We start from the raw sequence: 23,828 nt of genomic DNA, 5'->3' as shown, positions 1-23,828 counted from the left end.
CTCGATAGGCGCCGTTTTTTCTTTCAGGGCAGTATATTACCCTTGGATCTTATCCGCCCGCAGCGGGCAGGACAGGTACACTCCGAACTCCTTGCCCAAATCGCAACTGACCCGCGCGTGAACCTTGCCCTGACGGTCCAGGAACCGCTGGCTGTCCTCCACCGGAAAGATCCCCTCGTGCCAGATGTTCGGGTGGATATAGAGCCCTTTGGAGCCGTCGCACCAGAAGGCAACAACCTTCTCCGGTTTCAGATCATCGCCGGGCAGCGCTGCGGGAATGATGAAGGGTTTGTTGTCCAGCGGGTAGAACAGCTGGCCGCCGTCCGGGTGGTAGTTCATGTGCCACAGCAGCACCTGGTCCCGCGGTGCGGTCTGCGCCTCCACCTGCGCCTTTTGCGGGTCGGTGGACCAGCCCAGCACATAGTTGCCATTGACCGCTTCGTTCTCGCCATAGAGCACATCACCGCGCCAGTCGCCGCGGAAGGTGCCCTCGACCCAGCCTGCCTCGTCGCCAGTGCCGTCGTCAATCGGTCGCCAGCCCTGGGCGGGCCACTGCACGATCTCGATCTCGAAATTCTCGGGATCATCCACCAAGCAGCCATAGCCCTTGACGCTTTCCTCGGTGGCCCGGATCAGCGGCACCTCATGCCAGGGCAGCGAGGGTTTGGAACTGGCTTCAAAGATGTACTCGGGCGCGCTCATTTTGCAGAAACCCGCGCGTTCATGTGCTGATCCACCATGCGCTGCACCATCGGCGCAAAATGCCAATAGTCCGGCGTTTCCATATCTGCCCGCTTGCCGGCCTCATCCAGATAGCGCACGGCGATGATCTGCTTGAGGTTCGGGTTCTTCTCCATCTCGGTGACTTCCTCGGCATTCATCGGCCCGCCTTGCAGGTTCAACGAATGGATGGAAGCCTCTGATAAACGGTTGAAATATTCCGGTTTGGTGGCGCAGAGATAGCGTTTCGCCGCCACATGATAGCGCACGCAATCGGTGATTACGGAAGGGAAGAACTGTTCCAGCACCTCGGCGCCGGCTTCCTCGTGGAAGCGGTCCTCGGTGTCATCCATGCTGAAGGTTCCGAACTCGCTGGTGAAATGGCCGATATCGTGGAGCAGCGCCCCCACGATAATCTCTTCCGGCTGCTTGTTCTGCTCGGCAATGGTGGCGCCCTGCAGCATGTGCTCGGTCATGGTGACCGGCTCGCCCAGGTATTCCTCGTCACCGCGGCGGTCGAAGATGTCGCCAATGAAAGCGACAATATTGTCTTGGGTCAGCTTGCTGAAATCCGGCTTGCTCATGTCTCAGCCCTCCAATTGGGCGTTCAGCACGTTCAGGGTCGAATGCAGCCCGTCCTTGTCGGCGTAGCAGCCCTGCAGCCAGCGCGAACCGGATCCGGAATACCCCAGGCGCGCGTGCATCACGCGGGTATTGTCGACAATGAAGCTCTCGCCCGGCTCCAGCTTGAAGGAGACACCCATGTCCGGATCGTCGATGAACTCGCCCAGGCGGCGGTAGGCGGCGTAATAGGCTTCCATCTTGTCGAACGGAATGTCGACAAAAGGCGCTGACGAACGGTTGTTGAAGCGCATGCCAACCATCTCGCCATCCGGCGACAGCTCGATCATCGGGCGGCGCGACTTCAGATGCACGCCGTCGGACCCCTTGTATTCGAACCGGGCCGGGTAGCCTGCCAGCAGGGCGAAACCTTCGGGGTTTTCCGCTTTCAGACGTTCAGCGGCGCGGAAGCCGTCAACAACGATACTCTCACCGCCTTCAGCCGAGTTTTCCAGGCAATAGAGGATTTGCAGCGACGGCACCGGATCGCGGTAGGGGTTGTCGGTATGCGCCTGCAGGCCCAGCCCGGTATAGGCGAGGTTGGTCGGGTTCACCTCGGTGCGGACCTCGAAATACTTGCCGTAGTTGGTCTCGCGGACAAAACCGAACATTTCAGCGTTCTCGACCAGCGCGCCTTCGGTCACGGGGCCGTTCACCAGCTTGGCAAATCCGAGACGGGCAATCGTGTCCAGCCAGTCGCGCTTGACCTGGGGGTCGGATTTCACCTCGTTCCAGTCAAAGGCAGGCGCCGGCTTGCTGCTGTTCCAGGTCTCGATGCCCGGTGCCGTGCGGCCGAATTCAGACGCTTGGTCAACGTCATAGGCGTGTTCTTTCAACCAAGCACCTGGGAAGGTAACGGTTTTGCCTTCGGGTGCAAAAGTCACGGTCAGCGCGCCGTCTTCCACCAGTGCGGTGCTGATCTTGGTATCCGCCGGAATGTCACCGATGGTGATCAGCCGCTGGCCGTTGCCGGGCGAGCGGGTCTCGGGGTCCAGCGCGTTGTCGCGCAGCCAGATTGCGTGAAAGCGGCTGTCGCTGCCGTCTTCGAATGTCAGGGTCAGAAAGCTGCCGGATGCGTCAGCGGTCACGGAACGGGGCATGGTGTTTCTCCGGTTGGCCTGGTTCTCTCTTGCGCTGATACCGGCGCTGAGCCATCAAGAGAACGACGGAAATCAGGGTTTGAGAGTTAGGTTTTCTAATGACCAGGAAAGTCACCAAACAGGGGCTGCCGCCGCTTGATTGGCTGAAAGTGTTTGAGGCCGCAGGCAGGCATGGCAGTTTCACAGCCGCCGCTGAGGAGTTCGGCGCCACCCAGGCGGCGGTCAGCCAGCGGATCCGCAACCTCGAAGCTTGGCTTGGGCGTCAGCTTTTTATCCGGTCGGCACGTGGTGTGGCCCTGACTGTTGATGGTGAGAGTTATCTGCCCCTGGTGCACGATTCCCTGCGGGCACTGGAACTGGGGACAGAGAATATTTTCGGCCAAACCATCCGTGAACTGCGGATCGCGGCGTCGCCATCTCATCTGGATCTGCTCCTCCTGCCGCGGCTGGGGGCTTTCTCCAGGAAATTCCCCGAGTTGCGGATTGTTACTGAAACGGTGCCGAAACGGCTGGAGTTTGAAGCCGCCGAAGGAGCCTTGCACATCCGTTATGGCCGTGGCGGCTGGGACGGGCGGGAAGGTGTGCTTCTGGCCAATGAGGTGCTTCAGCCCATGACGGCCCCCGGACTGGGGAAGGATTGGCGGCAGCTTAAGGTCATTGAATTGCGCGGCGAGCGGCCAGGCTGGGCTGAGTGGGCCCGGGTTACCGGCGAACCTGAGCCGGAATCTGGGCAGGTGTCCGTGGATTCCATGGCCCATGCCTTGCGGGCGGCCCGGCTTGGAATGGGCGTGGTGCTGGGCTCGCAGGCCCTGGCAGCCAATCTGCTGCAGACCGGCCAGCTTGAAAGTGCAGAGGCTCCGGAGCTGACGACGATTGACGGCTACTGGCTGACCTGGCCGCCGAGCCTTGGGAAGTCATCCCGTCAAAAGGCGCTGCTGGAGGCGCTAAAAACAGCTTTGCAGGCGTGAAAAGCGCAAGGGTTTCGAATGGTCTAGTGGAAAGTGGCGCACCCATGAGGATTCGAACCTCAGACCTCTGCCTTCGGAGGGCAGCGCTCTATCCAGCTGAGCTATGGGTGCGTCGTTAAGCCGGGGTATAACCGCGCTTTGCTACCTCTGCAACGGGAAAAACCGCCTGTTTCCAATTTCATGACATGACCCGGCACCAATTGCCCAAAAGTCTTGGCCTTCAAACGAAAAAGCCTGCAACGGGACGTGCAGGCTTGCATTCTTGCAAAGGGTTAGGGGGTTAGCCGCGCCAACTGCGGACAACGCCGCAATCCATGTGCACAAAGTTGGAACGGTAATATTTGCCGACGCCGCCCGCGCGGCAGGCCTCGGCAGCCTTGGCCATCTGCGAAACGGAACGGGAAGACAGCCGCAGGTCGGCTGCCTGGCCGCGCATGTGCAGCGAGTTCTTTGCCACCCCGCGCGAGCGGCTGCGCAGCATCGCGTTGGTCTTGGGGCTGCGGTAGCCGGACAGCAGCATATAGGGCTCATTCACGTCCAACAGGTTGTGAGAGGCCGCCATGATGTCGATGGTGCGCAGGTCCATGTCCTTGACCTGATCTGTGCGCCAGTCCCGCATGAAGTGGTTGATTTCCTTGACCGCGTCCTTGATGTACTGGCCATCGATCCAATAGACCATGTCCAGACGTTCGCCGGTGCGGCCGGAGTACATGCGGATGCGCCGGATATCGCCGCCGCCGCGCAAGAATCCTGCTGCATTGGAGAAGGTCGGGGCCGCTGCCACTGCGGTTGCAGCAAATACACCCAAGAGAGAACGCCGGGAAATCCCCGTGCCCGCGGTTTCTGCCATTTTCACTGCGCCGTCCCGTACGCTTTTTCGTCCTGCCTAGTTGCCCGATGTTACGGGCCCGCTAACTTCTTAGTTAACGTGCGGCTTGTATGGCACACCCTAAATCGTGTTCCAACAATTCTTTGCCGCGGGAGTATGGATAGGATGGATTTCGGCAATTTCTTGCGCAAAAGGGGAGGGTGGTTCCACTTTTCCCCGCGACTGTTGCAGGGGAGTCCCATAGACGCGGCTCCGGTGCATCAAAGTTAACTTTTCGCGATTGTGAATGGACAACGAAGGCTGGCTTTTACCAGAATTTCAGATAGGCACTGCCAGAATTGACAAAATACGGCTCGAGGACCGGAGATTATGATGCGCGCTTCCGCTGGAAAGATTTTGCCAGGGTTCAAAGCCGGGCTGTTTGCCCTTGCATTGGGCGGCTTGATGGCGGGGGCTGTTTCCATCCCGGCGCAGGCCGAAATTTCGGCGGCTTTCCGCCAGGCGGTGGCTGAGGCTGCGTCGTCCAGCGATGCAGTGGCCCGGTTTTACCGGGAAAACGGGTATCAGGCGATCTGGACCGGAACGGACGAAGCCTCGCGCCAGCGCCGCAGTGCGCTGCTGGCGGCACTTGGAGAAACCAGCGCCCACGGGCTGCCGGACCGCTCGGCCCAGGTCAGCGCATTGATGCAGCAGATGCGCGATGCCCGCACGACCCGGGATATCGGCAACGTCGAGGCCGCGCTGAGCCAGGCACTGGTGGATTACGCTACCGACTTGCAGACCGGCCTGCTGGTGCCGTCACGGATCGACGACGGCATGGTGCGCAAGAAACACACTGTGGACGGCGCCGTCTTCCTGAACGGCATCCGTGACGGTCAGCCTTTCGCCTATATGCGCAGCCTGGTGCCCGCGTCGCCGCAATACCGCGGCCTGATGCGCGAAAAGCTGCGGCTGGAACAAATTCTGGCGGCTGGCGGCTGGGGGCCTGTGGTCAATGCCAAGAAGCTGGAGCCTGGCGATCAGGGGCCTGCCGTCATTGCCCTGCGTAACCGTTTGATGGTGATGGGCTACCTGCCGCGCAGCGCTGCGCGCAGCTATGACGCCGCCCTCGAAAAAGCCGTGCAAAGCTTCCAGTCCGACCACGGCCTGGAAACCGATGGCGTGGCCGGGGCAGGCACCATTTCCGAAGTCAACAAACCCGTCTCCGAGCGTTTGAAGTCGATCATCATCGCGATGGAGCGGGAACGCTGGCTGACCCCGGACCGGGGTGAACGGCATGTCCTGGTCAACCAGACCGATTTCACTGCAAAGATCGTCGACAATGGCGATGTGACCTTTGAGACCCGATCGGTGATCGGCAAGAACACCCATGACCGCCGCAGCCCTGAGTTCTCTGACGAGATGGAGCATATGGTGATCAACCCGAGCTGGTACGTGCCGCGCTCGATCATCACCAAGGAATACCTGCCGCAACTGCAGAACAACCCGGGCGCCGTCGGCCACATTCAAATCACTGACCGGCGCGGCCGGGTGGTTGACCGCAGCACTGCTGATTTCACCCAGTACACTGCACGGAACTTCCCCTATTCCATGCGCCAGCCGCCCAGCAGCCGCAACGCGCTGGGGCTGGTCAAGTTCATGTTCCCGAACAAATACAACATCTATCTGCACAACACCCCGCAAAAGAGCCTGTTTGCCCGCGAAGTGCGCGCGTTTTCGCATGGCTGCATCCGCCTGGCCCAGCCATTTGAATTTGCCTATGCGCTGCTGGCCAAACAAACTGAAAACCCCAAGGACTTCTTCCACCGCATCCTGAGTTCCGGCAAGGAAACCAAGGTTGAGCTTGAAACCAAAGTACCGGTCCACATCATCTACCGGACTGCAGTTGTCTCCGGCAAAGGCCGCGCGGAATTCCGCCGTGATGTCTATGGCCGCGACGCCAAGGTCTGGGCCGCGCTGGAACGGGCAGGGGTGGTGCTGCCCAGCGTTCAGGGGTAAATATCAGGCCCATACAGGATAATTCTGAAAGGGCCTGCCATGTTCACAATCCGCCAGATCGCCGAGTCCCTGGGTGCAGAAGCCCAGGGCGACCTGGACCTGCAGATCGCAGGCGCGGCCGAGCCGCAGGATGCTGGCGCCAGCCAGATCGCCATGGCTATGGCACCTAAGTATGCCGAAGGCCTGCAGGTGGGAAATGCACAGGCAGCGGTTCTGTGGGAGGGCGCCGATTGGCAGTCCTTTGGCCTGAAGGCGGCGATCTTTGCACCGCGCCCCCGCATGACCATGTCCGGCGTGACGGAGATGCTGGACCGCGGCCAGGGATTTGCCGAAGGCATCCACCCCTCAGCCGTTATCGACCCTTCGGCAGAACTGGGTGATGGGGTTTCGGTCGGTCCTCTTTCTATCATCGCGGCCGGTGCTAAGATCGGCGCCCGCTCCGTGATCGGCCCGCATTGCTATGTCGGTGCGGATGCGGTGATCGGCGAGGATGCACACCTGCGTGAAATGGTCTCGATCGGCGCCCGCGCAAGTATCGGCAACCGCTTCCGCGCCCAGCCTGGCGCGCGTGTTGGCGGCGACGGGTTCTCCTATGTCACACCCGAAGTCTCCGGCGCCGAAAACGCCCGCAAGACCTTGGGCGACCAGGGCGAGGCCAAGGCCCAGGCCTGGGTGCGCATCCACTCGCTGGGTGCAGTCACCATTGGCGACGATGTCGAACTTGGCTCCAATTGCACCATCGACAACGGCACCATCCGGGACACAGTGATCGGCAATGGCACCAAGCTCGACAACCTTGTGCACGTTGGTCACAACACCAAGGTAGGCAATGACTGCCTGCTGTGCGGCCAGACCGGCGTCTCCGGCTCGGTTGATATCGGCAACAACGTGGTTCTGGGCGGCCAGTGCGGCGTGGTCGACAACATCTTCATCGGCGATGGCGTGATTGCAGGCGGCGGCACCAAGATCCTTTCCAACGTGCCTGCAGGCCGGGTGATCATGGGCTACCCCGGCGTCAAAATGGAAACCCACACCGAGATGTACAAAGCACAGCGCCGTCTGCCGCGTCTGATGCGTGACATCGAATTGTTAAAAAAGGCTGTTTTCAAGTAGCGGCGTAGTTACTACATCTGCCGCAACAAGAAAGCCGGGGGTCCCATCATGAGCACACAGGACAAGGTCATCGCAATCATTGCAGAACAGGCGGTTCTGGAACCATCTGACGTGACCCTGGACAGCACATTGGAGGACCTGGGCATCGACAGCCTGGGTCTGGTCGAAAGCATCTTTGCCATTGAAGAGGAATTCGACATCTCGATCCCTTTCAATGCCAACGCGCCAGAGCAGAGCGACTTTGATATCTCCAACGTTGCTGCGATCATATCCGGCATCGACCATCTGGTTGCGGAAAAAGCGTAAACTCTCATGAAACAAGTCGTCATCACCGGGGCAGGAACGATCAATGCCCTGGGCCACTCTGTGCCAGCCACGCTTGAAGCCATGCGCGAGGGGCGCTGCGGAATTGGCGAGCTGGAGTTCCGTGATGTTGACCGGCTGGCGATCAGGATCGGCGGCCAGGTCCGCGGGTTCGAAGCCGAAGGCCGCTTCAACCGCCAGCAGATGAGCCTCTATGACCGCTTCACCCAGTTCACCCTGACGGCGGCCAAGGAGGCGATTGAGCAATCCGGGCTGGAGTTTCACGGCGAGCTGTCGGCCAAGGCCGGCGTGGTGCTGGGCAACTCCGGCGGCGGTATGCAAACGCTGGATGAGAATTACCGCAGCGTCTATGAGGACGGCAAGAACCGGGTGCACCCCTTTGTGGTGCCCAAGCTGATGAACAATGCCGCGGCCGGCCATGTGTCGATGCAGTTCAATCTCAAAGGCCCCAGCTTCACGGTTTCCACGGCCTGTGCCTCGTCAAACCACGCCATGGCGCAAGCGTTCCAGATGGTGCGGTCCAGCATGAGCCCGGCGATGATCACCGGCGGCTCGGAATCCATGCTGTGCTTTGGCGGGGTCAAGGCCTGGGAAGGTCTGCGGGTGATGTCCAAGGATGCCTGCCGCCCGTTCAGCGCCAACCGCAACGGCATGGTGCAGGGCGAAGGCGCCGGAATCTTCGTGTTTGAAGAATATGAGCACGCCAAGGCACGTGGGGCGGAAATCCTCTGCGAAGTCATCGGCTTTGCCATGTCATCTGATGCAGCGGACATTGTGATGCCCAGCAAGCAGGGCGCGGCCCGCGCCATTGCCGGGGCGCTGCAAGATGCCAGGGTCGATGCCTCGGACGTGGGGTACATCAACGCCCATGGCACCGGCACAGCCGCCAATGACAAGACCGAATGCGCCGCTGTCGCCGATGTCTTCGGCCCCCAGGCTGACCAGCTGATGATCTCCTCGACCAAATCCATGCACGGCCATCTGATTGGCGGCACCGGCGCGGTGGAACTGCTGGCCTGTATCATGGCACTGCGTGACGGGGTGATTGCCCCGACCATCGGCTACGAGGAGGCGGACCCGGAATGCGCGCTGGACGTGGTGCCGAACGAAGCGCGGGAGGCCAAGGTTGGTGTGGCTTTGTCCAACGCCTTTGCCTTTGGCGGGCTGAACGCCGTGCTTGCGCTGCGCAAGATCTGACCGCACAACGGAAAACGCCGCGGCTTCAAGGACCGCGGCGCTTCAAAAGACGGCTGATACCGCGGCTTACTGCTGGACCACATCCACTACGTCATAGCCTGCGGTGAACCCGCTCAGCGACAGTTTCATCTGCACGACCTGTTCCGGCGCCGGGGCGGGGCGCAGCGACAGCACCGCCTCACTGCCTTTCTTGAAGGCATCGATATCGCCCTGGGTCAGGCCGATTTGCGCCACGCAGCCCAGCTGGTTGCAGAAGGAATAATTGTACCGCTTGGCCGGGGCGCCGTCGACTGAGATAGTCAACGCGGCCGGCAGCAGGGTCTCCAGCGGCACGATCACGGTTGCACCTGCGACGGCCTGACCGCCTTGCTGTTCGATCCGGAACAGAGAAACCTCCGCGATCGGATTGCCCTGTGGCCCGGCCAGAACCTGCAAGAGCGAGCAGGGGTCGGTCTCGTTTTCAGTCTTGATGCAAGCCAGATCCCAGTCGCCGTGCTTTTCCTTGGAATACCGCTCGCCCAGCTGCGGGCCGTCCGTGACGGGTTCACCCAGATCCAGCAACTGGTCCGCTGTCGATCCCGTTTGCCCGCCCTGTTCGGCTGTTTCCGCCCCGGCGGCATCCGCGTCCTCGGCGGTTTCCTGTGCAGCCAGCGGCGCGGTCATCGCCAAGAGGGCGGCAAGCGTAATCGGGGTCAGGGATTTCAACATGAATGCCTCGTGTTTCTAAAGACGCTGCCACCGCATGTAACACGCTGTCTGGACAGTGTCAGGTCAATAACAAATGATCGGCGGGGAAATCCGCGCACATCTCTTCAAATCCGGTAACTGCTGCGGCAACAACAAAAAAGGGAACCCGCTGGCCCCCTTTTTCGTCATTGCGTCTCCCCGTCGGACTGGCCGACTTAGTTATTGCGTAGGACGTTACGAAAGGGCTGGCCATCGGTCAACATACAAGTTCAAAAAAATTCAATTCGGCATGGATTTGAGGAAAACGCTCTGCAGCACGGCAGGCGGCGCTTACAAGTGGTGCTGAAAAAAGAAGGCCGTGCACAAGGCACGGCCAGTCTGACAGGGAGGAAATGTCCGCCACGGCAACCGCATTTGCTGGGGCGGGCATGTTTGAGTGTCGCATCTAAAAGTTAACGTTGTATTGTTATTCACAGGAAAAAGAACGAGCAGGGAACAGGTATGGCTGAGAGTGTTTTTCTGGGCGGTGGCGGTGAATCTTATGGTGAAGCGCAAGGGTTGAAGCTGAAATATGCAAACCGGCACGGATTGATTGCCGGGGCGACAGGCACCGGCAAGACGGTCACGCTGCAAATCCTGGCGGAAGGGTTTTCCAATGCAGGCGTGCCGGTCATTCTGGCGGATGTTAAAGGGGATCTGTCCGGCCTCGCAAAACCCGGAACCGCAGAGCACAAGCTGCACGGCGCCTTTACTGACCGCGCAGACACGATCGGATTTGCGGACTACAGCTACCACGCCTGCCCGGTCACATTCTGGGATCTCTACGGAGAGCAGGGCCATCCGGTCCGGACCACCGTTGCCGAAATGGGGCCTTTGCTGCTGTCACGCCTGCTGGAATTGAGCGAAGCGCAGGAAGGAATCCTGAACATTGCCTTCCGGCTGGCGGATGAAGAGGCCTTACCGCTGCTGGACCTGAAGGATCTGCAGGCGCTGCTGGTCTGGATCGGCGAAAACCGCGGGCAGCTGTCCCTGCGCTACGGCAATGTCTCTCCTGCCTCCATCGGCGCGATCCAGCGCCGGTTGCTGGTTCTGGAAAACCAGGGTGGTGCCGGGCTGTTCGGAGAGCCAGCGCTGGAACTGGCGGATCTGATGCGTTGCGACGCGGCGGGCCGCGGCATGGTCAATATCCTGGCGGCGGACAAGCTGATGGCCGCGCCAGGCCTTTATTCAACGTTCCTTTTGTGGCTGCTCAGTGAATTGTTCGAGGAACTGCCTGAGGTCGGAGATCCGGATAAACCCCGACTTGTGTTCTTTTTTGACGAGGCGCATCTTCTGTTCGAAGACGCCCCGAAGGCATTGGTCGACAAGGTCGAGCAGGTTGCCCGCCTTATCCGGTCCAAGGGCGTCGGGATCTACTTCATCACGCAAAACCCGGCCGACGTTCCTGAGGACATTCTGGGCCAGCTCGGCAACCGCGTTCAGCATGCGCTGCGGGCGTTCACTGCCAAGGACCGCAAGAATTTGAAACTGGCTGCGGAAACCTATCGCGAAAACCCGCGGTTTTCGACCGAAGACGCGATCCGTGAGGTTGGTGTCGGAGAAGCGGTGACGTCAATGCTGCAAAAGAAAGGCGTGCCTGGCGTGGTTGAGCGCACCCTGATCCGCCCGCCGAGTTCCCAGTTGGGGCCGATCACGCCGGCGGAACGGGCGGCTTTGCTGAATACTTCAGATCTTGCAGCGAAGTACACTGAGACCTTGGACCGGCGCTCAGCCTATGAAATCCTAACCCAGAGGGCCCAGTCAGCTGCACAGCAGGCGGAAGTTTCCGAGGTCGAAGCAGAAGAGGCTGCGCAGCCGATGGCACGGGAGTTCAACGCTGCCAGGCGCTACTCCGGTGCGCGCGTCAGCCGCTCCTCCTCCAAGGCCTACCGCAAGCGGGACACTTTCGCTTCGGCGATGTCGCAAGCGGTCATCAAGGAACTGAAGGGCACCACCGGCCGCCGCATTGTCCGGGGTATTCTCGGCAGCCTGTTCAAGGGGCGGTGACGGAAAACGGGGCTGGCAGCAGCCAGCCCCGAGCCTCCGGCGGGAGTATTTTCCACCAGAAAGAAGCAAAAACGCCGCCTGGTGTGTCCGGGCGGCGTTTGACGTTTATTTTTCAGGGATCAAGCCGCGGGGGCTGAACCTGAGTACCAGCAGCAAAATCAGCCCCATGGTGAACAGCCGCATGTGCGATGCGCTTGCCAGCAGATGGGCTTTCAGACCGCTGCCCTCAGCCATGCCGGAGGTTACCAGTTCCATCAGCAAGATGCCCATCGGCTCTACCTTGATCCAGAAGAACCAGATCAGCATGCCGCCCAGGACTGCGCCAAAGTTGTTGCCGGAACCGCCGACAATCACCATCACCCAAATGAGGAAGGTGAAGCGCAGCGGGTTGTAGGTCCCCGGCGTCAACTGGCTGTCCAGCGTGGTCATCATCGCACCGGCAATGCCGCAGATCGCGGAGCCCAGAACGAAGATCTGCAGGTGGCGGCGGGTCACATCCTTGCCCATCGCCTCTGCCGCGGTCTCATTGTCGCGGATCGCACGCATCATCCGGCCCCAGGGGCTTTTGAGGGCCATCTGCGCCATCCACAGGAAGGCCAGCAGAACCGCAGTGAACAACAGCGCATAGCCCGCCTTGACGTAGATGGTCGAGGCCAGAACCGGATCCAGGCCGAAGCCCGCAGCGCTCTCCACAAAGGCGGGATCGTTTTGCAGATCCACCTCATAGGGCAGCGGGCGCGGCAGGCCGACCACGTTTTTCACGCCGCGCGAAAGCCAGTCCTCGTTCTTCAAGACCGCCAGAATGATCTCGGCAATCCCGAGAGTAGCAATCGCCAGATAGTCCGAGCGCAGCCCCAATGCAGTCTTGCCGATCAGCCAGGCCGCACCCGCGGCCAGCAAGCCACCCGCAGGCCAGGCCAGCAGCACCGGCAGGCCCAGGCCGCCGATATTGCCCTGCAGCGCCGGGTTGATCGCCTCAACCGAGCCCACTGCCGGATCAAAGATCGCGCGATAGACGAAGAAGCCGGCGGTCATGACAGCAACCAGGACCAGCATGCGTGCCTTGCCGGGGGCCATGAACTTGGTGATCATCACACCGGACACGACCGTCAGCGCCCCCATGACCAGCGCCATCACGATGCTGACCCCGCCAGAGGACCAGGCCTCAGGGATCACCGGAGTCGAGGTCAGCACCACGGCCAGCCCGCCCAAAGCGGTAAAGCCCATGATGCCGACATTGAACAGCCCGGCAAAGCCCCATTGGATGTTCACCCCGATCGCCATGATGGCCGAGATCAGCCCCATGTTGAGGATCACCAGCGCCGAGTTCCAGGAGCCGGAGAAGAACAGGAAGTCGGTCATGCCTTCCAAGAGGATCATCACGCCGACAAAGACGAAAAGAAAGGTATGCTTCATAGTCTCACTCATACCGCTTTCCCTTTGAAAAGGCCGGTGGGCTTGAACAGGAGGACAACAATCAGGATCGCGAAGGAAACCGCGAATTTGTAGTCGGTGCTGAGGAGCTGAACCAGCCCGTCAGGTGCCAGTGCGTCGGGCAGTGAGTAGTTCAGCACCTTCTTCCAGGCATAGGTGATCGTCACCTCGGAGAAGGCGATGATGAATCCGCCGGCAATTGCGCCCAGCGGATTGCCAAGGCCGCCGACGATGGCGGAGGCAAAAATCGGCAGCAGCAGCTGGAAATAGGTGAAGGGTTTGAACGACTTGTCGAGACCGTAAAGCACGCCGGCAATGGTCGCCAGCGCCGCCACGATCATCCAGGTGTACATCACCACGCGCTCCGGGTTGATGCCGGACAGCAGCGCCAGATCCTCGTTATCCGAGTAGGCCCGCATGGATTTGCCGGTGCGGGTCTTGTTCAGGAACCAGAACAGCACTGCCACCACGATGATCGCGGTGATCACGGTGATGCCCTGGGTGGTCTTGATCGCCAGGCCCTCATTCAGGCCGGTCATCTGCTTGAAGGTGCGCGCCTTGATGATGAAACGCTCACCATCAGCAAACCGCTGGTCGCCAGGGCCGATGATGAAACGCACGAGGCCGTTCATCATGAACATCACGCCGAGCGAGACCATGACGAAGATCACCGGTTTCGCCTTCTGCTCGCGATAAAAGCGATAGACGGTCCGATCAGTGAACAGCGCCAGCAGGATGGTGCCGGCAATGCCAAAGGGCAGGGCGAGCAGCGCAGTCGGCAGCACGCCAAAGCTGATGCCCATCGACTGGAATAGCCAGGTGAACAGGATCGTCACCATCGCGCCAAACGCCATGGTGTCGCCATGGGCAAAGTTCGAGAACCGCAGGATACCGTAAATCAGCGTCACGCCCAGCGCGCCGAGCGCCAGCTGGCTGCCATAGGCCAGCCCCGGAATGACAACAAAATTAGTAAGCGCCACAAGGGCGTTGAGGAAGTCCATTAGCTGACACCCTTTTCGCAGTTGCCACGGACGTTGATCCCAATGGCCACGAGCTGTTCGTTTTGATTGACCAAGACGCTAGAGGTGAGCACAAACTCATAGTTGCGAAACAATGCAAAGGTTTGAGCGCCAACTTGATCTTTTGCGCCGCCGACCCCGACGACAAGAGTCTCGGAACTGTTTTCTAACAGCTCAAACTCTAGCGGCGTGTCAGCCGGGTTTTCGATATAGCCAAACGATAAGGTTCTGTTAGCGGCATCAACCGACAGCTTGTGAAGCAGTTCTGTTTCTTCGCAATATGACTGAGTTTGACAGGCCTCAGTGGCTACACATGCAAGTTCCATCGCTTGAGTACTTGTGGAAGTGACCGCGAATGCCCCAAGGGCACCTAGCACCGGAAGTAATTGCATACTCAGCCCCCCAAGAACGACTTGCGCACTTCGGGATCGGCAAGAAGCTCTTTGCCGGTGCCGGTATAGGCATTGCGCCCCTGCACCAGAACATAGCCTTTGTCCGCGATCTCAAGCGCTTGCTTGGCGTTCTGTTCCACCATCAGGATCGGCAGCCCGGTGCGGGCAACCTCGATGATCCGGTCGAACAGCTCGTCCATGACGATGGGGGAAACGCCCGCGGTGGGCTCGTCCAGCATCAGAACCTTGGGTTTGGTCATCAGCGCGCGGCCCACGGCCACCTGCTGGCGCTGGCCGCCTGACAGTTCGCCTGCAGGCTGGCTGCGCTTTTCCCGCAGGATCGGAAACAGGGTATAGACCTGCTCCATCGTGTCCCGGATGTCATCGGTGCGGATAAAGGCACCCATCTCCAGGTTTTCCTCAACCGTCATCGAGGTGAAGATGTTGTGAGTCTGTGGCACAAAGCCCATGCCCTTGACCACCCGGTCCTGGGGAGACAGCGCGGTGATATCCTCGCCGCCCAGCCGCACGGACCCTGAGCGCACGTTCAGCATCCCGAACACCGCCTTCATGGCGGTGGATTTGCCGGCCCCGTTCGGGCCCACGATCACGGCAATTTCGCCGGGGTTCACGGCGATGGTGCACTCATGCAGGATATCCGGCCCCTTGCCGTATCCGCCTGTCATGGTGTCGCCAATCAAAAAGGGTTCAGACATCAAAGGCCTCCCTTGTTCTTCTGGCTGAAAATATCCCGGGGGAGCCGCGCAGCGGCGGGGGCAGAGCCCCAAAAACCAACAACTCTGCCCATCATGCTTCCAGCTTGTCTTTGTTCTTGAGACCCGTGCCCAGATAGGCTTCGATCACGTGCTCATTCGCCTTGATCTCGTCCAGCGTGCCCTCGGCCAGCTTCTTGCCTTCGGCCATGCAGATCACCGGGTCGCACAGGCGGCCGATGAATTCCATGTTGTGTTCGATCACAACAAAGGTATAGCCGCGTTCTTCATTCAGGCGCTTGATGGCATCAGCAATGGTGTAAAGCAGGGTGCGGTTCACACCGGCGCCAACCTCGTCGAGGAAGACGATCTTGGCATCAACCATCATGGTCCGGCCAAGCTCCAGCAGCTTTTTCTGGCCGCCGGACACCTGGCCCGCCTTCAGATCGGCGATATGGCTGATCGTCAGGAACTCCAGCACCTCATCCGCCTTGGCGCGCAGTGCGCGCTCCTCATCGGCAATCCGCTTGCGGCCGAACCAGGTGTTCCACAGGGTCTCGCCCGACTGGTTGCCCGGCACCATCATCAGGTTTTCCCGGCAGGTCATCGAGGAGAACTCATGCGCGATCTGGAAGGTGCGCAGCAGCCCTTTATGGAACAGCTCATGCGGGGGCAGGCCGGTGATATCCTCACCATCCATGGTGACACGGCCGGAGGTCGGCGGCAGAACACCCGCGATTACATTGAACAAAGTGGTTTTGCCGGCACCGTTCGGCCCGATCAAACCGGTTATGGACCCCTTTGCGATTTCCAGCGAAGCGCCGTCCACCGCGTGGAACCCGCCGAAGTGCTTATGCAAGTCCTCGACGACGATCATGTCATTTCATCCCCTGCCGCGATTTTGCGGCGTTTTTAACTTGGAACAGCCCGGGCGGAACCCGGGCTGCTCTTTTTCGGTTAGATTTCTGATGGTTATCAGCGGAAGCGCAGGGTTTCGTTCTTGCCGCCCTTCACTTCGATCTCGCGGTAGGAGCCAGCGCTCTCACCCGGGCCGATCAGCTCGACGCCGGTCGCGCCCTGATAGTCGATGTCACCGCCAGCGGCGAGGATTTCCAGCGCCTTGCCCAGTTCGCCCGGGTTGATCGGCTCGCCCGGGGCGTTGGCCACGTCCAGGATCTTGCCGACATAATCCGCCGGGTTGGTGGAGTTGGCAGCCTGCATCGCCAGCAGGAACAGCGCCGCTGCGTCATAAGATTCAGACGCATAGGCCGAGGTGCCGTCAAAGCCGCGCTCCTTTGCCATTTCGGCAAAGATTTCCGCGCCTTTGGAGTCAGAGCCTGCGATCTGGCCAAAGGAGCCGTCCAGGTCCGGGCCGACGTTGGCCGGCAGGGTGTCGCCGATCATGCCGCCAGGCAGGCCAAAGGTGTCAAACGCACCGGAGTCCAGCGCACCCTGAATGATGCCAAGGCCGCCCTGGTCCAGATAGCCTGCAACCACCAGGATGTCGCCGCCGGCCGATGCCAGCGCGCCGACTTCTGCGGAATAGTCGCCCTTGCCGTCTTCATGCGCGGTCACGATGGTGACTTCGCCGCCGACACCTTCAAAGGAGGACTGGATCGCGTCCGCCAGGCCCTTGCCGTAGTCGTTGTTGGTATAGGTCAGCGCGATCGAGTTGATGCCGCGCTCTTTCAGGATCTCGGCCATCACCTGGCCTTCGCGTGCATCCGACGGCGAGGTGCGGAAGAACAACCCGTTGTCTTCCATGGTGCTGAGGCCGGGCGAGGTCGCCGACGGTGAAATCATCACCATGCCGTTCGGGATCGCCACGTTTTGCAGGATGGCGCCGGTCACGCCCGAGCAGTCGCCGCCGATGATGCCGTTGGCGCCTTCAGCAATCAGCTTTTCGCCGTTCGCCACGGCCAGGCCGTTGTCGATGCAGCCGGTGTCGGCACGGATTGGAGTCACGGTGGCGCTGTCCAGCAGCTTGCCCGACTTGGTGACTTCTTCCATGGCCAGCTCGGCGCCGTCGCCCATGGCCGGGGCCAGCGATTCAATCGGGCCGGTAAAGCCGAACAGCACGCCCAGTTTCACTTCCTTGGCGTGGCCGCCGGCATAAGCGGTGCCAGCCGTCAGCGCAGCGGCCGCGGTGGCCATCAGCAGTTTCTTCATTTGAAAACTCCCATTGTTGGAACAAAAATGTTCACATCGGACCCTAGGCAAGGCGGTTGAAAAAGAAAAGACTTATCGAACCGGAACACTTTCCTTGGGCCGTTTGGTTGAGGCTGCATCTCCATAAGATCCCCGGATGCAGCGCGGGCGTGGCTCTACAGGGGAATCAGTGAAAGGAAAAGGCCCCGATGCTGCGAAAATCCCTTCTCCTGACGGCTGTCGTAACGTTTTTGACGGTTTTCTCCACGGCCCGTGCAGAAAACTTGTCCAGCAGTCAGGGAGAGCTCAAGGTCACCCGCATGGCAGAGGGATTTGACGTGCCTTGGGCGTTTGATTTCATGCCGGATGGCGGCGTGCTGGTCACAGAGCGGGACGGGCAGTTGATCTACGTCCGGCAGGGCCGCAAACAGCGCATCACGGGCGTACCTGCGGTAGCCGCGGAGGGGCAGGGCGGCTTGCTGGACGTGATGGTGCCGCGGGATTTCTCCCAAAGCCGAGAGATCTTCCTGACCTATGCCAAACGCCAGGGGAGCGGCGCAGGCACCGCGCTGGCCTCAGGCCGGCTGAGCCGGGACAACAGGCGGCTGACAGGTGTCAAACTGCTGTTTGAAGCTGCACACGGCGCGCGCGGCGGGCGGCATTTCGGGTCCCGTGTTGTCGAGGCACGTGACGGCACGCTGTTTGTATCGCTGGGGGAACGCGGCGACCGGCCCAGCGCTCAGGATTTGACGCGGCACCAGGGTTCGGTGGTCCGGATCAACCGGGACGGCACGGTTCCCGCAGGCAACCCGTTCACAGGCCAAGCCGGAGCACAGCCGGAAATCTGGTCCTACGGCCACCGAAATCCACAGGGGATGTCACTCGACTTGCAGGGCAATCTCTGGGTGGCGGAACACGGCGCCAAGGGCGGGGACGAGGTCAACCGGGTGCACAAAGGCGCCAACTACGGCTGGCCGGTGATTTCTTACGGCCGTCACTACTCCGGCCGGAAGATTGGCGAAGGCACCTCGAAACCGGGCATGGAGCAGCCGGAATGGTACTGGGACCCCTCGATCGCCCCCTCCGGCATGATGATTTATTCCGGCAGGATGTGGCCGCAGTGGCGCGGAGATATCTTCGTGGGGTCACTGAAATTCGACTATGTCTCGCGCCTGTCCGGCGGCCCTCTGCGTGAGGAAGAGCAACTGCGCAGCGATGAAACCGGCCGCATTCGGGACGTGCAGGAAGCGCCGGACGGCAGCATCTGGTTTGCGTCGGAAAGCGAAGGCGGCATTTTCCGGATTTCCAAGTAGCAGCCTTGCGATGTTAAATATGGCTGACAGATTTGCAGAAAAAGGAATTTATCATGCGCAACTACCTAGCTGCCGCCGCCGTGGCTGTCTTGGCCTTCATGCCCGGGCTGGCCTTGGCCCAAGACAGTGTGTTCAAATCCTATGCCAGCTATGAGCGGTTTTTGGACACGGTCATCATGAGCCGGGATTTCAAGCAGCTGATTATCCGTCTGGGCGGACGGGATGAATACACGCCGGAGGAGATGAGCAATGTGGAAAGGCAGTTGCTGTCAATCTACCCGCGGGATTTCTCTGGCGGCGTACTGGCGGTGCGTCAGGAACTGCTGAACGGTTTCAGCAGGGAAATCCGGATTTTCTGGGATGATAAGTCACTGCGCTATTGTTATTTCTACGCCTTCCTGCATGAAGTGGACGGAAGTGTGGTGGTGCTGAAGTTCGACCTCAACACCAACTCCGACGTGATCTTCGGGAAATTGTAGCAGCGTCCCGGGGGCATGCAGTATCACGCCTTGTACGTCGCCGCCTTGCTGCCGCGCTCGCGGTAGGGGGTGGTGTCGTAATGCGCCCGATAGCATTTGGAGAAATGCGACGGCGAAGCAAAACCGCAGGCCAGCGCCACGTTGATCACGCTCATATCGGTCTGCATCAGGAGATTGCGCGCCTTCTGCAGCCGCAGCTCCATGTAATAGCGCTTGGGCGAGCGGTTCAGGTAACGGCGGAACAGCCGCTCCAACTGGCGGGTGGACATGCCCACATCCTGGGCCAGCACCGAGGGGCTGATCGGCTCTTCGATATTGGCTTCCATCATCTGGATCACCATCGACAGCTTCGGATGCCGTACCCCGATGCGGGTCGGGATCGACAGCCGCTGGGTGTCCTGGTCGGTGCGGATCGAGGAATAGATCAGCTGATCCGCCACCGCGTTTGCCAATTCCTCGCCATGGTCGTTGGCAATCAGCTTGAGCATCAGGTCGATAGAGGAGGTGCCGCCGGCGGTGGAGACCCTGTTGCCGTCGATCACAAAGACCGATTTGGTCAGGTCGACCTCATCGAACTCCTCGGCGAAGCTGTCGGCGTTTTCCCAGTGGATGGTCGCACGCTTGCCGTCCAGCAGCCCGGCTTTGGCCAATGCATATGATGCGGTGCACAGCCCTCCGACAGTCAGGCCCTTGCGGGCTTCGCGGCGCAGCCAGGCCAGCAGTTTCTTGGTGGTGGCTTCTTGCACGTCGATACCGGAACAGACCATCACCACATCGTCCCGGTGCAGCTCGATCAGGTCGTCATCAAGCTGGAAGGTGGTGCCTGCCGAGCAGGTCATGGTGTCGCCGCCTTCGCCGATCAGCGTCCAGCTATAGCTGTCGTCTCCGTTCATCCGGTTGGCGATGCGCAGGCATTCGACAGCCGATGCGTAGGACAGCATCGTGAACTTCTCGAGCAGCACGAAGACAAACCGTTTTGGCTGGCCGGCTTCAGTTCCAGAATCAGCAGGCTTGCGTGGCGTCTGCATGGCGGGCGTCCTTCAAGAAACAAGTCGGGCCGCGGGGCGGGCACCGCGGCAGGTCGGGAAACCGTGCTCACAGCTTGCAGCCCGGGTCAAGTGGGCTCAATTCTAAACTGGTCTCTCCGGTGCGGATTTTGTATAGAGCACCCGTTATACCTTAAAGACCTCTTATGCGGAGATAAAGTCATGAGCGAATGGCAAAAATCGGACTGGCGCAGCAAGCCGCGGGTTCAGATGCCGGACTATACGGATGCGGCAGCTCTGAACGCTGTCGAGGCTCAGCTTTCCAACTATCCGCCGCTGGTCTTTGCCGGCGAAGCCCGCAGGCTGAAACAGCACCTCGGCGCGGCAGGCCGCGGCGAAGCCTTCCTGCTGCAGGGCGGCGACTGCGCCGAGAGCTTTGACCAGTTCAGCGCCGACGGCATCCGCGACACGTTCAAGGTGATGCTGCAGATGGCAATGGTGCTGACTTATGGCGCCAAGGTGCCGGTGGTGAAGGTGGGCCGCATGGCCGGCCAGTTCGCCAAACCGCGCAGCGCGCCGACCGAAACCGTCGATGGTGTCGAACTGCCCAGCTACCGCGGCGACATCATCAACGAGCTGGCCTTCACGTCCGAGGCCCGCATTCCGAACCCGCAGAAGATGCTGCAGGCCTACACTCAGGCCGCGGCCACTGTGAACCTGCTGCGCGCCTTCTCGACCGGCGGTTTTGCCGACATGAGCCGGGTGCATTCCTGGACCCTGGGTTTCACCGACGAACAGGAAGTCCAGAAATACAGCGAGATTGCGAACCGTATTCAGGATTTGATCGACTTCATGGCCGCTGCGGGCATCACCGCCGACACCACCCATGAATTCTCGACCGTGGACTTCTATACCAGCCACGAAGGCTTGCTGCTGGAATATGAAGAAGCGCTGACCCGTCTCGATTCCACCTCCGGCAAATGGCTGGCCGGCTCCGGCCACATGATCTGGATCGGCGACCGCACCCGTCAGCCCGACGGCGCCCATGTTGAATTCTGCCGCGGCGTGCTGAATCCGATCGGCTTGAAATGCGGCCCGACCACAACGGCTGAGGACCTCAAGGTGCTGATGTCGCGCCTGAACCCGGAAAACGAAGAGGGTAAGCTGACCCTGATCGCGCGTTTCGGCGCCGGCAAGGCGGGCGAGCATCTGCCGCGCCTGGTCCAGGCGGTAAAGGAAGAGGGCGCCAATGTCACCTGGGTCTGCGACCCGATGCATGGCAACACCATCAAATCCTCCACCGGCTACAAAACCCGCCCCTTCGACAGTGTGCTGCGCGAAGTGCGCGACTTCTTCGGCGTCCACAAGGCCGAGGGCACCATCCCGGGCGGTGTGCATTTCGAAATGACCGGCCAGGATGTGACCGAATGCACCGGCGGCGTCCGCGCAGTGACCGAGGAAGACCTGAGCGACCGTTACCACACCGCCTGCGATCCGCGCCTCAATGCCAGCCAGTCGCTGGAACTGGCCTTCCTGGTGGCCGAGGAACTGTCGGACCTGCGCGCCGGACAAAGCGCCCGCCAGGCAGGCTGAAACGCAAGAGGGGCTGCCAGGCAGCCCCTTCCTGACTCTTGTCGGTGCAATCCAGTCTGACAACAAAAGAACGCCCCGGGGGTTCTCCCTCGGGGCGCAGTGCATTCAAGTGCTATGACCTTGAACTTGTATGAGGAAATTCGTACCGGCGGACCGGATCAGTCGTCCCGGCTGACCACCAGCCGCAGATGCGGCGCGCCCTTGCGCTTGCCCTCCGCAGGCTCTGCCGCTTTTGCCGCCGCGGCCGGATTGCCTGCCTTGCTGCGTTCCAGCAGCGCCTTGGCTTCTTCCAGGATCGAACGTTCGTTCTTGAACCGGGCCTGGGTCTCGGCAAAACCGGGATTGGGCTGGTTCACATCCCGGCGCTCATCCCTGGCGGGCTCTTTCGATGCCCGCGGCTTGGCCTTGAACTCTGCCGAACCGGAGGCCTTGGCAACTGCCCGCATTTCGATCGAGGAAATCGAGAACCGCTGCGACGTAGCCGCGTTATCTTCCTCGCCGAACGCCACCAGCACCCCCAGAACCCGGCTGATGTCGCCCAGATCGCTGCGCAGCGGCAGCAGCAGCATGCGGGCCTCACGCGGCTTGCGCATCCGCGGGCCTTCGATCTGCAGCTCCAGTTCAACAATGGCGGGCGTGTCGAACATATGCTCCATCGCAGAGCTCAGCTGCTTGCGGGCCTCGGCGGTGAAAAACGCGGTGATCGGCATGCCGCGCACTTCCATGCCGGCCATTTCATTCAGCATCGAGCCGGCCAGGCGGAAACGGGCGATGCCCGGCGCAATCCGCTCAAGGATGAAGGTATGGCTCAGGATGTTTTCCAGCCCGCGCGGATCAATCTGCGACCGGCTCGGCACATCATCGCCCCGGCGCAGTGCAGTCCAGTAGGCTTCGGCCTGGCGCAGCGCCGACAGCGACCCGCCATTGCGGAAGCTGTTCATCGAAACCACATTTTCGCGTCCTGAGGACATGCCATTCCCACTGCGGCTGCCAAAAATCATCTCATCATCCCCTAAAACCCTGGGCCCGGTCTTTCCTGCCAGCTAGCCGCTGTCTTAAGACTTAGGGCCGGTTTGGTTACCCTGAAGTTAAGATGACACAATCTAATTCAAATTTGGACTACTTCTTTAAGCAATGGTTAACGCGGGCGGGTAGAGGCATTTATGCGATTGCGCTTGCACCCTATACTTTCGAGACAGTAGAGCAGATCAATCACCAGCAATAAGAGGGCACCCCCATGACCATCCGCAGCATGACCGCCTTTGCCTCAGCTCAAGGAAGCTCCGATCTGCACAGCTGGAGCTGGGAAGTCCGCTCGGTCAATGCCAAGGGGCTGGACCTGCGCTTAAGGGTGCCGGATTGGCTAGAAGGCCTTGAAAACCATGTCCGTTCCGTTCTGGGCAAGGCGCTGGCGCGGGGCAATGTCTCGCTGACCTTGCGGATTTCCCGGGCCGAAGACGGCGCAGGCCGGGTGCAGGTCAACACCGCCGTGCTGCAATCCGTGGTCAAGGCGCTGGCCGAGGCGCAATCGGCCGCCAGCCAGAACCGCCTCGAAGTGCAGCCCGCTTCGGCGGCTGAGCTTCTTGCCTTCAAAGGGGTGCTGGAACAGTCCTCCGGTGACGATGATCCCGCTCCCCTGGTCAAGGAATTGAGCAAGGAGCTGGAAACGCTTGTGGCAGAGTTTGTTAACATGCGCGAAGCAGAAGGCGGCGCGCTTGCCCAAATCCTTAACGGCCAGCTGGAGCAGGTCGCCGCGCTGACCCTGCAGGCCGCAGAGCGGGCGGAAGACCGCAAAGCAAAGATGTCAGAGACGCTGAGGGCCAATTTGGCCCGGGTGATGGAAAACGCCGATGGCGCCGATCCGGACCGGGTGGCGCAGGAACTGGCCCTGATCGCAGTCAAGGCGGACGTCACCGAAGAGCTCGACCGCCTCGGCGCCCATGTCACGGCCGCCCGCGATCTGCTGGCCAAGGGCGGCGCCGTGGGCCGCAAGCTCGACTTCCTCATGCAGGAGTTCAACCGCGAGGCCAACACGCTGTGCTCCAAGGCGCAGCATGCCGGCTTGACTGCGGTGGGGCTAGAGCTGAAAACCGTGATCGACCAGATGCGCGAGCAGGTGCAGAACATAGAATAAGAAAAGGAGTGCCA

At 60.7% G+C, this 23,828-nt stretch carries 23 protein-coding genes and 1 tRNA gene; 10 read left to right on the top strand and 14 right to left on the bottom strand.

Going from position 1 to position 23,828, the window contains the following annotated elements:
- Window positions 1-36: 36 nt before the first annotated feature.
- Genes ACXAEH_RS05345 through tmpA form a run of 3 tightly spaced genes read right to left on the bottom strand, consistent with a single transcriptional unit; the run spans window position 37 to window position 2,441 of the window.
- On the bottom strand, window positions 37-702 hold the full coding sequence (locus ACXAEH_RS05345; protein ID WP_475031432.1) for an ureidoglycolate lyase: 666 nt from the start codon (window positions 700-702) through the stop codon (window positions 37-39).
- A complete protein-coding gene (tmpB, locus tag ACXAEH_RS05340) occupies window positions 699-1,304 on the bottom strand; it encodes a (R)-1-hydroxy-2-trimethylaminoethylphosphonate oxygenase (protein WP_475031431.1) in 606 nt (201 codons plus the stop codon). The genes ACXAEH_RS05345 and tmpB overlap by 4 nt, the downstream gene beginning before the upstream one ends.
- A gap of 3 nt (window positions 1,305-1,307) precedes the next feature.
- Window positions 1,308-2,441: a 2-trimethylaminoethylphosphonate dioxygenase gene (gene tmpA, locus ACXAEH_RS05335; protein ID WP_475031430.1), complete on the bottom strand. Its 1,134-nt coding sequence runs from the start codon at window positions 2,439-2,441 to the stop codon at window positions 1,308-1,310.
- Between the two features lie 98 nt (window positions 2,442-2,539).
- On the opposite strand from tmpA, the gene ACXAEH_RS05330 reads away from it, so the two are divergent.
- Window positions 2,540-3,409, top strand: a complete 870-nt coding sequence (locus tag ACXAEH_RS05330) for a LysR family transcriptional regulator (RefSeq protein ID WP_475031429.1) — start codon at window positions 2,540-2,542, stop codon at window positions 3,407-3,409.
- 34 nt (window positions 3,410-3,443) lie between these two features.
- On the opposite strand, the gene ACXAEH_RS05325 is transcribed toward ACXAEH_RS05330, so the two are convergent.
- Both ACXAEH_RS05325 and mepK read right to left on the bottom strand, forming a co-directional pair.
- A tRNA-Arg gene (locus tag ACXAEH_RS05325) sits at window positions 3,444-3,520 on the bottom strand.
- A 169-nt stretch (window positions 3,521-3,689) separates the two neighbouring features.
- Window positions 3,690-4,259 (bottom strand): peptidoglycan L,D-endopeptidase MepK, encoded by a 570-nt coding sequence (gene mepK, locus ACXAEH_RS05320; RefSeq protein ID WP_475031428.1) that lies wholly within the window; start codon window positions 4,257-4,259, stop codon window positions 3,690-3,692.
- Between the two features lie 348 nt (window positions 4,260-4,607).
- On the opposite strand from mepK, the gene ACXAEH_RS05315 reads away from it, so the two are divergent.
- From ACXAEH_RS05315 to ACXAEH_RS05300, 4 genes are read left to right on the top strand one after another with little or no spacing between them, the layout of a single operon-like run.
- Window positions 4,608-6,236 (top strand): L,D-transpeptidase family protein, encoded by a 1,629-nt coding sequence (locus ACXAEH_RS05315; protein ID WP_475031427.1) that lies wholly within the window; start codon window positions 4,608-4,610, stop codon window positions 6,234-6,236.
- 39 nt (window positions 6,237-6,275) lie between these two features.
- Entirely contained in the window at window positions 6,276-7,349 is a 1,074-nt protein-coding gene (lpxD, locus tag ACXAEH_RS05310) for a UDP-3-O-(3-hydroxymyristoyl)glucosamine N-acyltransferase (protein ID WP_475031426.1), read from the top strand.
- 48 nt (window positions 7,350-7,397) lie between these two features.
- Window positions 7,398-7,655 carry an acyl carrier protein gene (locus tag ACXAEH_RS05305; protein ID WP_475031425.1) on the top strand — a complete coding sequence of 86 codons (258 nt, stop codon included), beginning with the start codon at window positions 7,398-7,400 and terminating at the stop codon, window positions 7,653-7,655.
- Window positions 7,656-7,661: 6 nt separating this feature from the next.
- Window positions 7,662-8,870 (top strand): beta-ketoacyl-[acyl-carrier-protein] synthase family protein, encoded by a 1,209-nt coding sequence (locus ACXAEH_RS05300; protein WP_475031424.1) that lies wholly within the window; start codon window positions 7,662-7,664, stop codon window positions 8,868-8,870.
- Window positions 8,871-8,936: 66 nt separating this feature from the next.
- Here the strand turns inward: ACXAEH_RS05300 and ACXAEH_RS05295 are convergent, their stop codons facing one another.
- A complete protein-coding gene (locus ACXAEH_RS05295; protein WP_475031423.1) occupies window positions 8,937-9,578 on the bottom strand; it encodes an invasion associated locus B family protein in 642 nt (213 codons plus the stop codon).
- A gap of 480 nt (window positions 9,579-10,058) precedes the next feature.
- Here ACXAEH_RS05295 and ACXAEH_RS05290 point away from each other — a divergent pair, with 480 nt between their 5' ends.
- A complete protein-coding gene (locus tag ACXAEH_RS05290; protein WP_475031422.1) occupies window positions 10,059-11,603 on the top strand; it encodes a helicase HerA-like domain-containing protein in 1,545 nt (514 codons plus the stop codon).
- A 105-nt stretch (window positions 11,604-11,708) separates the two neighbouring features.
- Here the strand turns inward: ACXAEH_RS05290 and ACXAEH_RS05285 are convergent, their stop codons facing one another.
- The 6 genes from ACXAEH_RS05285 to ACXAEH_RS05260 all read right to left on the bottom strand — a co-directional run bounded on the left by ACXAEH_RS05285 (window position 11,709) and on the right by ACXAEH_RS05260 (window position 17,330).
- Window positions 11,709-13,031 (bottom strand): branched-chain amino acid ABC transporter permease, encoded by a 1,323-nt coding sequence (locus ACXAEH_RS05285; RefSeq protein WP_475031421.1) that lies wholly within the window; start codon window positions 13,029-13,031, stop codon window positions 11,709-11,711.
- Window positions 13,028-14,038, bottom strand: a complete 1,011-nt coding sequence (locus ACXAEH_RS05280) for a branched-chain amino acid ABC transporter permease (protein WP_475031420.1) — start codon at window positions 14,036-14,038, stop codon at window positions 13,028-13,030. The genes ACXAEH_RS05285 and ACXAEH_RS05280 overlap by 4 nt, the downstream gene beginning before the upstream one ends.
- On the bottom strand, window positions 14,038-14,448 hold the full coding sequence (locus ACXAEH_RS05275) for a hypothetical protein (RefSeq protein WP_475031419.1): 411 nt from the start codon (window positions 14,446-14,448) through the stop codon (window positions 14,038-14,040). The genes ACXAEH_RS05280 and ACXAEH_RS05275 overlap by 1 nt, the downstream gene beginning before the upstream one ends.
- Before the next feature lie 2 nt (window positions 14,449-14,450).
- Window positions 14,451-15,164, bottom strand: coding sequence for an ABC transporter ATP-binding protein (locus ACXAEH_RS05270; protein ID WP_475031418.1), 714 nt, complete (start codon window positions 15,162-15,164; stop codon window positions 14,451-14,453).
- 91 nt (window positions 15,165-15,255) lie between these two features.
- Entirely contained in the window at window positions 15,256-16,038 is a 783-nt protein-coding gene (locus ACXAEH_RS05265; RefSeq protein ID WP_475031417.1) for an ABC transporter ATP-binding protein, read from the bottom strand.
- Between the two features lie 98 nt (window positions 16,039-16,136).
- Window positions 16,137-17,330, bottom strand: a complete 1,194-nt coding sequence (locus ACXAEH_RS05260; RefSeq protein WP_475031416.1) for an ABC transporter substrate-binding protein — start codon at window positions 17,328-17,330, stop codon at window positions 16,137-16,139.
- A 188-nt stretch (window positions 17,331-17,518) separates the two neighbouring features.
- On the opposite strand from ACXAEH_RS05260, the gene ACXAEH_RS05255 reads away from it, so the two are divergent.
- Complete coding sequence (locus ACXAEH_RS05255) at window positions 17,519-18,622, top strand: PQQ-dependent sugar dehydrogenase (protein WP_475031415.1); 1,104 nt, start codon at window positions 17,519-17,521, stop codon at window positions 18,620-18,622.
- 53 nt (window positions 18,623-18,675) lie between these two features.
- Complete coding sequence (locus tag ACXAEH_RS05250) at window positions 18,676-19,101, top strand: hypothetical protein (protein ID WP_475031414.1); 426 nt, start codon at window positions 18,676-18,678, stop codon at window positions 19,099-19,101.
- Between the two features lie 23 nt (window positions 19,102-19,124).
- Here the strand turns inward: ACXAEH_RS05250 and ACXAEH_RS05245 are convergent, their stop codons facing one another.
- The gene (locus ACXAEH_RS05245; RefSeq protein ID WP_475031413.1) at window positions 19,125-20,129 is read right to left on the bottom strand and encodes a GlxA family transcriptional regulator; all 1,005 of its coding nucleotides are present in this window, start codon (window positions 20,127-20,129) and stop codon (window positions 19,125-19,127) included.
- A gap of 180 nt (window positions 20,130-20,309) precedes the next feature.
- On the opposite strand from ACXAEH_RS05245, the gene ACXAEH_RS05240 reads away from it, so the two are divergent.
- A complete protein-coding gene (locus tag ACXAEH_RS05240) occupies window positions 20,310-21,680 on the top strand; it encodes a class II 3-deoxy-7-phosphoheptulonate synthase (RefSeq protein WP_475031412.1) in 1,371 nt (456 codons plus the stop codon).
- Between the two features lie 158 nt (window positions 21,681-21,838).
- Here the strand turns inward: ACXAEH_RS05240 and ACXAEH_RS05235 are convergent, their stop codons facing one another.
- Window positions 21,839-22,681: a PAS domain-containing protein gene (locus tag ACXAEH_RS05235; RefSeq protein ID WP_475031411.1), complete on the bottom strand. Its 843-nt coding sequence runs from the start codon at window positions 22,679-22,681 to the stop codon at window positions 21,839-21,841.
- 236 nt (window positions 22,682-22,917) lie between these two features.
- Here ACXAEH_RS05235 and ACXAEH_RS05230 point away from each other — a divergent pair, with 236 nt between their 5' ends.
- Window positions 22,918-23,814 carry a YicC/YloC family endoribonuclease gene (locus ACXAEH_RS05230; protein WP_475031410.1) on the top strand — a complete coding sequence of 299 codons (897 nt, stop codon included), beginning with the start codon at window positions 22,918-22,920 and terminating at the stop codon, window positions 23,812-23,814.
- The last annotated feature ends 14 nt before the right edge of the window (window positions 23,815-23,828 follow it).

The organism is Leisingera sp. ABM4_060 (genome assembly GCF_056158765.1).
The sequence above is the reverse complement of the archived record's forward strand: the minus strand, read 5'-3'. Positions and strand labels throughout refer to the sequence as shown.

What these genes read in the sequence shown, in the direction of transcription:
- tmpA (WP_475031430.1), bottom strand. Translation starts at nt 2,441, where the DNA reads ATGCCCCGTTCCGTGACCGCTGACGCATCCGGCAGCTTTCTGACCCTG.
- ACXAEH_RS05290 (WP_475031422.1), top strand. Translation starts at nt 10,059, where the DNA reads ATGGCTGAGAGTGTTTTTCTGGGCGGTGGCGGTGAATCTTATGGTGAA.
- ACXAEH_RS05275 (WP_475031419.1), bottom strand. Translation starts at nt 14,448, where the DNA reads ATGCAATTACTTCCGGTGCTAGGTGCCCTTGGGGCATTCGCGGTCACT.
- ACXAEH_RS05285 (WP_475031421.1), bottom strand. Translation starts at nt 13,031, where the DNA reads ATGAGTGAGACTATGAAGCATACCTTTCTTTTCGTCTTTGTCGGCGTG.
- ACXAEH_RS05230 (WP_475031410.1), top strand. Translation starts at nt 22,918, where the DNA reads ATGACCATCCGCAGCATGACCGCCTTTGCCTCAGCTCAAGGAAGCTCC.
- ACXAEH_RS05315 (WP_475031427.1), top strand. Translation starts at nt 4,608, where the DNA reads ATGATGCGCGCTTCCGCTGGAAAGATTTTGCCAGGGTTCAAAGCCGGG.
- ACXAEH_RS05280 (WP_475031420.1), bottom strand. Translation starts at nt 14,038, where the DNA reads ATGGACTTCCTCAACGCCCTTGTGGCGCTTACTAATTTTGTTGTCATT.
- ACXAEH_RS05260 (WP_475031416.1), bottom strand. Translation starts at nt 17,330, where the DNA reads ATGAAGAAACTGCTGATGGCCACCGCGGCCGCTGCGCTGACGGCTGGC.
- ACXAEH_RS05240 (WP_475031412.1), top strand. Translation starts at nt 20,310, where the DNA reads ATGAGCGAATGGCAAAAATCGGACTGGCGCAGCAAGCCGCGGGTTCAG.
- mepK (WP_475031428.1), bottom strand. Translation starts at nt 4,259, where the DNA reads ATGGCAGAAACCGCGGGCACGGGGATTTCCCGGCGTTCTCTCTTGGGT.
- ACXAEH_RS05265 (WP_475031417.1), bottom strand. Translation starts at nt 16,038, where the DNA reads ATGATCGTCGTCGAGGACTTGCATAAGCACTTCGGCGGGTTCCACGCG.
- ACXAEH_RS05235 (WP_475031411.1), bottom strand. Translation starts at nt 22,681, where the DNA reads ATGATTTTTGGCAGCCGCAGTGGGAATGGCATGTCCTCAGGACGCGAA.
- ACXAEH_RS05245 (WP_475031413.1), bottom strand. Translation starts at nt 20,129, where the DNA reads ATGCAGACGCCACGCAAGCCTGCTGATTCTGGAACTGAAGCCGGCCAG.
- ACXAEH_RS05295 (WP_475031423.1), bottom strand. Translation starts at nt 9,578, where the DNA reads ATGTTGAAATCCCTGACCCCGATTACGCTTGCCGCCCTCTTGGCGATG.
- ACXAEH_RS05255 (WP_475031415.1), top strand. Translation starts at nt 17,519, where the DNA reads ATGCTGCGAAAATCCCTTCTCCTGACGGCTGTCGTAACGTTTTTGACG.
- ACXAEH_RS05330 (WP_475031429.1), top strand. Translation starts at nt 2,540, where the DNA reads ATGACCAGGAAAGTCACCAAACAGGGGCTGCCGCCGCTTGATTGGCTG.
- ACXAEH_RS05250 (WP_475031414.1), top strand. Translation starts at nt 18,676, where the DNA reads ATGCGCAACTACCTAGCTGCCGCCGCCGTGGCTGTCTTGGCCTTCATG.
- lpxD (WP_475031426.1), top strand. Translation starts at nt 6,276, where the DNA reads ATGTTCACAATCCGCCAGATCGCCGAGTCCCTGGGTGCAGAAGCCCAG.
- tmpB (WP_475031431.1), bottom strand. Translation starts at nt 1,304, where the DNA reads ATGAGCAAGCCGGATTTCAGCAAGCTGACCCAAGACAATATTGTCGCT.
- ACXAEH_RS05305 (WP_475031425.1), top strand. Translation starts at nt 7,398, where the DNA reads ATGAGCACACAGGACAAGGTCATCGCAATCATTGCAGAACAGGCGGTT.
- ACXAEH_RS05270 (WP_475031418.1), bottom strand. Translation starts at nt 15,164, where the DNA reads ATGTCTGAACCCTTTTTGATTGGCGACACCATGACAGGCGGATACGGC.
- ACXAEH_RS05300 (WP_475031424.1), top strand. Translation starts at nt 7,662, where the DNA reads ATGAAACAAGTCGTCATCACCGGGGCAGGAACGATCAATGCCCTGGGC.
- ACXAEH_RS05345 (WP_475031432.1), bottom strand. Translation starts at nt 702, where the DNA reads ATGAGCGCGCCCGAGTACATCTTTGAAGCCAGTTCCAAACCCTCGCTG.